The organism is Candidatus Marinimicrobia bacterium CG08_land_8_20_14_0_20_45_22, from assembly GCA_002774355.1.
In the GTDB taxonomy this organism is placed as follows: Bacteria; Fidelibacterota; UBA2242; order UBA2242; family UBA2242; genus 0-14-0-20-45-22.
On sequence record PEYN01000060.1, the window covers coordinates 1 to 10,721 of the forward strand.

5 protein-coding genes and 1 pseudogene are annotated in these 10,721 nt (G+C 45.1%); all 6 read left to right on the forward strand.

Going from position 1 to position 10,721, the window contains the following annotated elements:
• Positions 1 to 27: 27 nt before the first annotated feature.
• Positions 28 to 1,320: pseudogene (tig, locus tag COT43_03845) on the forward strand (trigger factor).
• Positions 1,321 to 1,330: 10 nt separating this feature from the next.
• Positions 1,331 to 1,933, forward strand: coding sequence for an ATP-dependent Clp endopeptidase, proteolytic subunit ClpP (clpP, locus tag COT43_03850; GenBank protein PIS29431.1), 603 nt, complete (start codon positions 1,331 to 1,333; stop codon positions 1,931 to 1,933).
• Between the two features lie 98 nt (positions 1,934 to 2,031).
• A complete protein-coding gene (locus tag COT43_03855; protein ID PIS29432.1) occupies positions 2,032 to 5,046 on the forward strand; it encodes a hypothetical protein in 3,015 nt (1,004 codons plus the stop codon).
• A 48-nt stretch (positions 5,047 to 5,094) separates the two neighbouring features.
• On the forward strand, positions 5,095 to 9,054 hold the full coding sequence (locus tag COT43_03860; GenBank protein ID PIS29433.1) for a hypothetical protein: 3,960 nt from the start codon (positions 5,095 to 5,097) through the stop codon (positions 9,052 to 9,054).
• Between the two features lie 17 nt (positions 9,055 to 9,071).
• Complete coding sequence (locus COT43_03865) at positions 9,072 to 10,160, forward strand: hypothetical protein (GenBank protein ID PIS29434.1); 1,089 nt, start codon at positions 9,072 to 9,074, stop codon at positions 10,158 to 10,160.
• A gap of 205 nt (positions 10,161 to 10,365) precedes the next feature.
• Complete coding sequence (locus COT43_03870; protein PIS29435.1) at positions 10,366 to 10,695, forward strand: hypothetical protein; 330 nt, start codon at positions 10,366 to 10,368, stop codon at positions 10,693 to 10,695.
• The last annotated feature ends 26 nt before the right edge of the window (positions 10,696 to 10,721 follow it).

Genomic DNA, 10,721 nt, shown 5'->3' on the forward strand with positions numbered 1-10,721 from the left:
CTTGAAAATATTGAATAAGGAAACAAGATGAAAGTTGATTTAAGCAATGTCAGTTCGACAGAACTTCTCCTGAAAGTGAACTTAGGCTGGGATGAAGTTTCAAATTTCTACCAACAAACTTACAGGACACTGAAAAAAGATTTCGTTATGCCTGGTTTTCGTCCCGGAAAAGTGCCTGATACTATTTTTAAAAGACAGCAGGAAGGGAAAATCAAATACGAGTTTTCTAATGAGGTCATCGATAAAACGTCCGTTGACGCTTTGAAAGAAAAGGAAATCACGGATTATCTCGATATTTCATTAAAGAATCTTGAATTCGACGAAGATAAACCGCTTGAATATTCGCTTAGCGTAGAAGTCGATCCAAAGATCGAATTGCCGGATTACAAGAGAGGATTCCCAGCCGTCAAAAATGGTTATGTTGTCAGTCCGGAAGATGTCGAAGCGGAGCTCGAAGCACTGCGCGAAGCATACGCCGAGGTAGAAACGGTCACGGAAGGCGCGGAAAGAGGACATTTTATCGATTGCGATCTGCAGGAATTGGATCAATCCGACATTCCCGTCGTTGGGAGAAAGCTCGATCACAAACTGATCAAAATTGGCGACGGCGTTTTTGGAGAAGCCGGATCTGCCAATTTGTTAGGCGTGAAAGCCGGCGAAAAGGTCATTATCCGGTTGAGCGATAAAGATGCTAAAGAGACCGGTTATCAAGTAACAGTTCACAGAGTCGAATCCCACAAGTTGCCCGAATTGACCGACGATTTTATCAAAGATAATCTGAAAGAGGTTGGGAATTTTGCCGAATTAAAAGTACAAATCGAGAAGCGAATTCAGGATGAATGGGACAAACGCGCACAGAGCGAGTTTTATGGTTCTATCAGGGATTATTTGTTGGCGAACACGACAGTTGATGTCCCCCCGTCGAGATTAAAACATTTTCTGGATGCCGTTATTGAAGATATCAGAGAAAAAAATAAATCTCAAGATGTTAACGAAACGCAAGTGCGCGAGCAGTACACTGAATTGGGGAAACGTGAAATTCGCTGGTTTTTAATCCAGCGAGATATTATCCGGGTGGAAAATCTGAAACTTAGTAAAGAGGGTGTTGAAGATCGTCTGAATAAAATCGCCGATCAGTATGCTACCCAATATCAATTGAGCCACGAGGCGGTTTTGAAATATTACCAGAATTCGGAGAACCGAAAGAAGATCGAAAGCGATCTTCTTGAGGAAAAGGTACTCGATTTTCTGGCGCAGTTCGTCAAGGAAAAGAAGAAAACAATCCAAACAAAATCTTTGCGGAATCAATCTGCCGAGTAAGGAACGTAAAATGTATATTCCAATGGTTGTTGAAGAGAGCGGACAGACTGAGCGCGCTTATGATATTTATTCCCGTTTGCTGAAGGAGCGGATCGTTTTTATTGGAAGTCCGATCGATGATCATATTGCAAATCTTACAATCGCTCAGTTACTTTATCTTGCGTCGGAAGATTCGCAAAAAGACATTTTTCTGTACATTAACAGTCCTGGCGGATCGGTGACGGACGGATTAGCGATTTTCGATACGATGAACTATGTGCAACCTCCGGTTTCTACGATTTGTATTGGTCAGGCGGCGAGTATGGCGGCAATTCTATTAGCCGCAGGCGCCAAAGGTAAACGGCAGGCATTGCCGAATTCCCGCATCATGATTCATCAACCTCTTGGCGGGATTGAAGGACAGGCGAGCGACATCGAAATTTACGCGAAAGAGACTCTTCATATTAAAGAGAGGACACATGCGATCCTCGCCGAATTGACCGGTCAGACGCTCGAACGTATTCGCAAAGACACGGATCGCAACTTTTTTATGTCTCCTCAGGAGGCTTTGGAATACGGTCTTATCGACGATATTTTAACTGCAAGACAAAAAAGATTAAATTTTCCGATATAAAAAGCTTGACATTACCTAAAGATATTTTTTATATTCTATCGCAGTGAGTTGCAGTAGATGATAGAGAAAGATAGTTATCATTTAAAGGAGGAATAGATATGAGTCGACGAATTGTGATGTGTGTGTTAGTTTTTTTGATCCCCTGCGCCCTTTTCGCTCAGTTTGAGGGTAAAATTGTGGGCACAGTCATGGATCAGAAATCAAGAGAGCCCCTAAGGGGCGTGAATATTCTTGTGGAAGGTACTAACTATGGTGCCGCTAGTGACGCTCAGGGATACTTTTTTATCTTGAATGTTCCAGCCGGATTGTACAGCGTTCGATCGAGTTACATCGGATATAAAAGTATGGTAATCACTCAGGTTAGAGTGTCAATGGGTTTGACCGCCGAAGTGAATTTTGAGCTGGAAAGCACGATCCTTGAAGGCGAAGAAGTGACCGTGATAGCTAAGCGAAAATTGTTTGAGAAAAGCGCTACTTCCAGTATATCGATTGCCAATGCTGAGGATTTAGAAACCATTCCGATCCGCGGAACTCAAAACATCATTTCAACTATGGCTGGTGTCATAGTCCAGGACGGGGCCGTCCACATCCGTGGCGCCCGCGATGGAGAAGTCGGGTACTTTGTCAACGGCGTCTCGACGATTAATCCAGTGACAAATCGTAACGCCCTGGCTCCTATTCAGGAAGCAATCGAGGAAATCCAGGCTTTAGCCGGAGGTTATACCGCCGATATGGGTGGCGCCAATGCCGGTGTCGTGAAGACTGAGTTAAAGACCGGGACGACATCCTTGACCGGCTCGATTGATTACCGGTTAGATGGATTTGGTGATCCAAGCGAAGGGAAGAAGTTTTTAGATACATACACTTATGGACATAAACTTGCGGTAGCGACCCTAAGCGGGCCACTTCTGTCCAAGAAGATCCGTTTTTTCCTGGCGGGAGAAATGAATAATCAGGATGACTCTGAGGTCCGCTTTAGCAAGGGCTACAAATTTGAAAATTTGGTTGACAGCAACCCTCAAAATCTGGAACTTGATACCGTTACCCTGAAATATCCCGATGGCTTTACTCCATTCCGGAACGATAAACAATATTCCCTGAATGGAACCCTTACCTTGGATCTGCCCATTCGGATTAATATCGGAGGAATGATCTCCAGTCGGAAATATGATGTTTTAGATGGGCAGGGCAATGCTCCAATGTTGGTTACTCTTAATGACCGCTCAAATTACTATGAGAACAACACGATGTTGCTGACTGTCAAGGCTACCAAAGTATTTTCCCCAGTGACATATCTGGATATAAAAGCGAGTTACTACCAGTATCACAGGGAGCTCGGGGATAACTGGTTCGGTAATGACTGGCAGAAATACTATGATAGCACTGCCGTTGCCAACTATACCGATGGAGAAGTCGTCTATCGTAATTCATGGCGTCCCCAGTATAATTACTACGTGAATGGATTTCCAATAGAAAGAAATGGCGCTCCCTATAATTTATTTTTGGATCAAAAGCACCAATATATCGGCACGACAGCGGACTTGATTACTCAGTACGGCCGGTATCACCAGCTTAAGTTGGGAGCTGATTACCGGTATTATACAATCCGTTCGTTCAGTATTTCACCGTCCGTAATGGATTATACGGCTCCCAATGGCACTTTTAATTATACCACTTATGGAAGCATAAAAGATGTGCCAGCCGATATCTGGATGTTGAACGGTGCGGTCAATGCTTACGGTTATGATATCTATGGGAATGAAACTGACGATGTCATTCGTTATGCAGATACGACTGGTAAAAGTTTAGGTTATATCGATGCGCCAAAACATCCAAAACAATTCTCAGCCTATCTGATGGATAAGATTGAGTACAATGATCTGATTATCAACCTCGGGGTAAGAATGGATTATTTCGACTTAGATGACAAAACTCTGAAAAATCCTGCCGATCCGGAGGTTGATAAAGATGCAAGTATGTTAGCGCAAGATGCCTGGGAAAAGATAAAGCCTGAACCTATCTTCAGTCCGCGGATTGGGCTTTCATTTCCAGTTACGGACAGGACTGTTTTTTATATGCAGTACGGCAAATTTGTCCAGATGCCGAGTTTGAACAATGTTTATTTCAGCACCTTTACACTTGCCCGGCAGATTGTCCGTCAGGGTTATTACTTCCTGAATCCAGTCGGTTTTGGCCTTAATCCATTAAAAACCACATCCTATGAGATTGGTTTCCGTCAGCAGATTTCGGAAAATGCCGCGATGGATGTCACCGCATTTTATAAAAACATCCGTGGTTTGGTGCAGATCATCAACCAGAAAATTGATCCGACGGCATCAATTCCCGGCAGATACGAGCGCTATACCAATGGCGATTTTGCTACGACCAAAGGTATGGAATTCCGCTTGAATCTGCGCCGGATTAACCGACTTTCCACGCAGATCAACTATACGCTGACCCAAGCTGAAGGCACTCAATCCAACAGTAATTCTGCGCAAGGTGCGCTGTATTTCAATGCGCAGATGCCAACGACGATTAATCCGCTGGATTATTCCGCTACCCATACTGGTTCGATCAATTTAGACTATCGCTTTGGCAAAAAAGACGGTGGCTTGCTCTTATCACAATCCGGCATCAATTTGTTGATGCAGTTTTCAAGCGGCCATCCCTATACGCATGTCAACGTCAATATTGGTGGGCAGACCGATCCTTATACCGCGGGAATTGACTATATGCAGGACACCCGGGATCGTTTAGCCGCAGAACCGATCGGATCGTCGCTGACACCGTTGACCTTTAACACCGATTTACGGATTGACAAGACCTTTCAGATTATGAATAAGGAGTTGACGGCTTATGTGTTAGTCACCAATCTGTTCAATCGGAAGAACGTAGTGAACGTTTACGAGAAAACCGGCAGTGCGAGTGATGATGGCTTCCTGAGCAATCCGCTTTATTCGGCGACGACCATTGCGGCTAATGGCGGACAGCAATATATTGACCTGTACAAGGCTATCAATCTGGAGAATGCACAGGCCTACTGGGATAATATCGTACGTGAAATCTATGGCAATCCGCGTCAAATCTTCTTCGGTCTGAAATTCTCTTTTTGACGTATATGATAGTATTGACAGAATTGGTATTCTCAAGGAGAAATTGAAATGAAAATATTTAAAACTTTTCTTATTTTTTCTGCTATAGTAGTTTTTCTTTTCGCAACTAGCTTGGTTGCGGAATCCAAGAAATATTCTGCTATAAAGTCAAATCAGAGCTTGGCTAAAGCTGCCGCCGGGCAGGTCTCACGCACCCTCTCGAATATCTCCAACTGGAGTTATTGGATGAATTATAATGGAATGTCGGGGATAGACCCAAACGGCAACGCAGGCGGAATTTATCCACGGGGAACCGCCGGTGCGATTTTCCAGGATGGATTTATTTGGGGTGGTAAAGTTGGTACTGAAATTCGCGTCGGCGGACAGACCTACAACATCGGCACTACTCCCGGTTGGATTAATGCCGATGGCACTGCCGCCAGTCCATCGGACTCCCGCGCCCGGATTTACCGGATACGCTCGGATTATAAGACTTTGACTCATGCGATGGTTGTGCAGGAAGCCGCCGAAGCCAACATGGTCAGTTCGTCTGCGGTCACTGAAGATATGACTACTAAAATTATCGCGCAATATAAGACTGACTGGAATGAATGGCCAGCCGATTTAGGCGCACCCTATGTGGATGTTGACGGCATTCCTGGCTATGATCCCGCAGTGGATAAAGCCGGTATCGCCAATGCCGACCAGGTCGTTTGGTTCGTTTGCAATGATCTTGACCGGACCAATGCGCTTGGTTTGTATGGTTCGGAACCGATTGGTATTGAACTTCAGGTCACTGCCTGGGCTTATGCTCAACCTAGCGCCCGGTTGGGACAGATAATCTTCAAAAAGTACAAAATTATCAATAAGTCCGGCAAAGGCATCCCTGAGATGTATGTATCGCAATGGTGCGACCCGGATTTAGGCGAGGCGTCCGACGACCTCGCTGGTTGTGACACAACCTTGAGTATGGGATTTGCCTATAATGGTTCGGAAACGGACAATAAATATTACGCTTTTGGTTTAGCGCCCGCCGCAGTCGGGTACGATTTCTTCCAAGGACCAATGATTGATGGCGTCACCGGTCAGGATATTAACCAGAATGGGATTGATGATGCCCTCGATTATGCCGTATTTGACCTTAAAAAGGTAGGTCCTGGCAAGATAAATCTCCCGATGACGGGTTTCTCCTGGTTTGCCGCCGGTTCGCCCATTAGTGATCCAACGCTAGGTGAATATGAAGGAACTTTGCAATGGTGGAATATGTTGCGCGGTGCCGTTCCGACCGATAATATTGACAATCCAACCTACTGGACAGCCGGCAATATACCGCTATCCTCGGGTGGCGTCATTACCAAGTTTCCGATGGCAGGTGATCCGGTAACCGAAACAGGTGATCTGGACGCTCATGCCAGTTTTTTTGCACCGGGTGACCGCCGGATAGCGCTATGCTCCGGTCCTTTTGAGTTTGCTAATGGCGACACTCAAGAGGTAGTCGTAGCTGTGGTTGGTGGTTTGGGTGATACCAGACTCAGTTCGATAAGTGATATGAAATTGACCGATGCCGTTGCGCAAACCCTGTTCGACGGCGCATTCGAAGGCGTTCCCAAAGCTCCGGCCGGTCCCAAAGTGACTGTCAGACCCTCCAAAACCAGTGTGGTGTTGGAATGGGGCTCTGACCTCGATGCGGTAAGTGCGACCGAAACTCCAGTTATTGCCGGTTACGCTTTTGAAGGATATAACGTCTATCAGTTGCCTAATGCAACCGCCGGCAAAGGCCAAGCTGTGCGGATCGCCACCTATGATCTGGTTGATGGCGTTGAAATCATTGAAGGCAAACGCTTCCTGCCCGAGTTCGGACAGACCGTGACCGTTCCGATTCAGCAGGGAGCCGATGTTGGCATTCAACGCTACATCAAAATAGAGAAAGATTACATCACCGGTGGACCACTCCGCGAAGGCAACACTTACTACTTCGCGGTGACGGCTTATAATTATCATCCGAATCCCGAACTCATTGAAGACAAAGCAATCGAATCGGCGCTGATTGTGCAACCAGCTCTGATCCAGGAACCACTGCCGGGTGATCAGGTGGAAGAAGAATTTAGCAACGAGTATGAGCTAACTCATTCCGCCGGCACCTGCGATGGTGGAGCAACCTATAAGGTGATTGATCCTTACGCTCTGACTGGTCATGATTACGAAATATTCTTTAACCAGCAACATTATTATATGGATGTTGACGGGAATTGGAAGAAGACGAATTATCCTGATTCTGTTGGCAAAGCCATAGGAAAGGTGGGAGATGTCTCACCCTCTACGATTACAGGAATTGCTTATACCTCTCCGACAGCTGGTACACGCGATTTGAAATTTATACTTGACTTACAGTCTCAGGATTATAATTATGCTGAAGGCGTTAAGTTGACCTTCCCTCTGGGGATCGTTATAAATAGCGCTTCTTGTTCTGGTGATATTGTTGCGTTGATAAACGAATCTGATAATACGGTACTTTTTGGGGAAGAAGTAGTTGATTCGACCGACTTGACCGGAGCTGGGGCTTTTGTTGGTGGCGAAGTAATGACAGTAAACGTTAATACTCCTGATTTGCCTTTAGCGGTAGGATATGTGGTTTATGATGATGGTTGGGCAACATTATTCTGTCAGGACCCCGCGAATGCGGCGACCTGTGCGGCTTATGGTATAACAGATGCTATTGTTGTCAATGCCGTCGGCAATTGCGTCATAAGTGAACAGGCTTATGCTTTCAAAACCGTCAAGCACTGGAATGTTAAAGACGTAACGTTAGATCATCAGGTCGTGCTTGATGACCAGACAATTGTGAGTGGGAAAGATGTAGATACTGGTGTGCCTGTAGGAGCAGAAGCTGCTGGAGTAGCTGACGGTTTTCAAGTGATGATTAATGCCAGCTACGATGCGCCGACTGATTTCACGAAGTATACCCATACCGGACCAAACCGGACCAGCCCGGATGTATTTTCCCATACCCGTGCTAACGCCTGGTTGAACTACGACCAGCATGGTAAGCCATTTATTATCACTTCCTATGTTGACCATGGTTGGGGTGTCTATGGGCCAACTGCCGCAGCGTGGGATACTTATGATTATGCTGCTGATGGAGCACAACATGGAACTCAGTCAATGAATTTACTGCAATTGGATGTGGAACTTCGGTTTACCGGTGAATATGATGCCACAACTATTGCTATGGCTGGTGGTGGTACATATCATCCCATTAAAGATGGAACTGGTTCTTTAGCAACCTTAGCTAGTGCACGTTTGTATGAAATCAAAGACCATCCGGATGCTAATAATCCCAGAACCGGCGAGCCTTTCCTGATTAGGATTCCTTTTGAGGTATGGGATGTAGACAATAATAAGCAAATATCAATTGTCATATACGATCGTTGGGGTGATCCTACCAAAGCCGATATGTACGCTTTCCATCCTGACAACCGGGTGTACTGCTGGTTTTTAAAAGAGGATTATGCAACGACACTTACCGATCCGGTTGCTAATACCAACAGTGATCTTCTTACTTGGAATACTATTTTCTGGAATTGTGCCTGGACGAAAGGAGACAAAATCGTATTTCAATATGATAATCCGATCCAGCTGGGAGTTGACAAGTTTACCTTTACGACTACCGCGCCTGTTTTGGACAACACCGACGTGGCTAAGGAAGCTGTGAAGAAGATCAACGTCTTCCCGAATCCGTACTATGCTTATAACTCACTTTCGGTCAATCTGTATGACACTTATGTGACATTCACCCATTTACCGGCAAAAGCAACTATCCGAATCTTCAATCTGGCCGGCACCCAGGTCAGGAAGATCGAGAAAAACGATGCTACAGCTCAGTTTCAGCAATGGGATTTGAAAAACGAAGCCAATCTTCCTGTCGGCAGTGGCATGTATATTGCCCATATAGATTTGCCTGACCTCAAGAAGGAAAAAGTTCTGAAGGTTATGGTCATTCAGGATCGTCAAATTTTGGAATATTATTGATAATAGGAGAGAAGAATATGTTAAAAATGGTTGACAAAATCGAAAAGGAGAAAAAAATGAATATTAGAAGTGCATGCCATATATTGACTTATCTCCTTATTATCGCATTTTTAGGCAGTACTTCGATCTATGCCGGTGACGCCAGCCGGGTCGGTACGGCGTCCGGTGTCCAGGTCCAGGTGCCAGTCGGCGCCCGCTCGCTCGGATTAGGCGGAGCCGATTTAGCGACAGTTAGTTCGATTGAAGCACTCTACTGGAATCCCGCTGGTTTAGGTAATATGGAAGGTCAAGCCGCGAGTCTCTTTTCCACACAGAATATCATTGCGGACATTAATGTGAACTACTTTGCACTGGGTTTTAATGCCGGACGACTCGGTGTACTGGGCTTTAGTTTGAAGAGCTTCAGCTTTGGTGACATACCAATTACGACGGTCAATGAGATGGATGGCACCGGAAGCACCTATTCGCCGACTTTTGCTACGATCGGGATGACCTATTCCAGACATCTCACCGACCGCGTTAGTGTCGGTGTTACCGGTAAAGTCATCTATGAAAGTGTTCCGAGAGCATCTGCTTCCGCTTTTGCGGTTGATGTCGGTATTCAGTATCACAATCTCTTGCAAATTAAGGGATTAGCGCTCGGTTTCGTCATAAAGAATATCGGTTCCAACATGCAATACGAAGGCACCGGTTTGCTCGACAAAGCGATAGATGTTGGCGAAACATATAAGAGCTATCGTTATAAACCAACCTCCTCAGACCAGCTTCCCTCGACTTTGGAAATGGGTTTAAGCTATTCTAAAAACATCGGACTCGGTGAATTATTAATCTGCGGACAGTTTCAGAACAATAATTTCGAGCAGGATCAAATTAAAGCGGGTGCCGAACTGGCTTTGATGAAGAACTTCTTCGTGCGGGGCGGCTACAGCATGATCCTGAAGGATCCTGAAAATCCCGACTATGGCGAGACCGTCTATGGCTTAGCGTTGGGAGGCGGTATGAACTATTCGATTGGGAATACCAAGCTGGCGTTGGATTATGCCTATCGTCCGATTAAACATTTTGGAACCAGCAGCAACGTCTTTTCAATTGGATTGATGTTCTAAATCCCTTACAAATCATCGAAAATAAGGTCGGAGTATTTTTTACTCCGACCTTATCTGTTTAATGGCAGTATTGATGACTTTTCATACGGGCGGAGCATTAAATCCGTGACAAGATAGATTCCCGGCCAGTCTGAACATGAGCCCTTTACCCAAGGTTAATAAAAATCTGGATGTTAGTTTGATCAATAAGCAAATAATGGATACAATGCTCCGTTGTAAAATACTGCTTGTCATCCTGATTCTCCTAAGTAAAATCTCGGCAACGGAAATCGTCATCAACGCCATGATCGCCGATTCGGTCAGCCAAACCGGTATTCCGAACGTGAATATCTTTATTTATCAAACCTCGATTGGAACAATCACCGATCAGGACGGCCGGTTCAGATTGGTGATTCCGGAGCGGTACAAAAACTCCCAATTGGTAATCAGTCATATCGCCTATCCACTCAAAATGATTCCGGTAGTCGAATTTGAAACCAATAAGTTGATTTTAGGTCTAATGGTAAATTTAGGGGGCTATTTTGTTAAAAAATGATCTGTTATTTTTAATTTTCTATCCAT

Coding starts and splice junctions, on each gene's coding strand:
- COT43_03870 (PIS29435.1), top strand. CDS start 10,366: ATGCTCCGTTGTAAAATACTGCTTGTCATCCTGATTCTCCTAAGTAAA.
- COT43_03865 (PIS29434.1), top strand. CDS start 9,072: ATGTTAAAAATGGTTGACAAAATCGAAAAGGAGAAAAAAATGAATATT.
- COT43_03855 (PIS29432.1), top strand. CDS start 2,032: ATGAGTCGACGAATTGTGATGTGTGTGTTAGTTTTTTTGATCCCCTGC.
- COT43_03860 (PIS29433.1), top strand. CDS start 5,095: ATGAAAATATTTAAAACTTTTCTTATTTTTTCTGCTATAGTAGTTTTT.
- clpP (PIS29431.1), top strand. CDS start 1,331: ATGTATATTCCAATGGTTGTTGAAGAGAGCGGACAGACTGAGCGCGCT.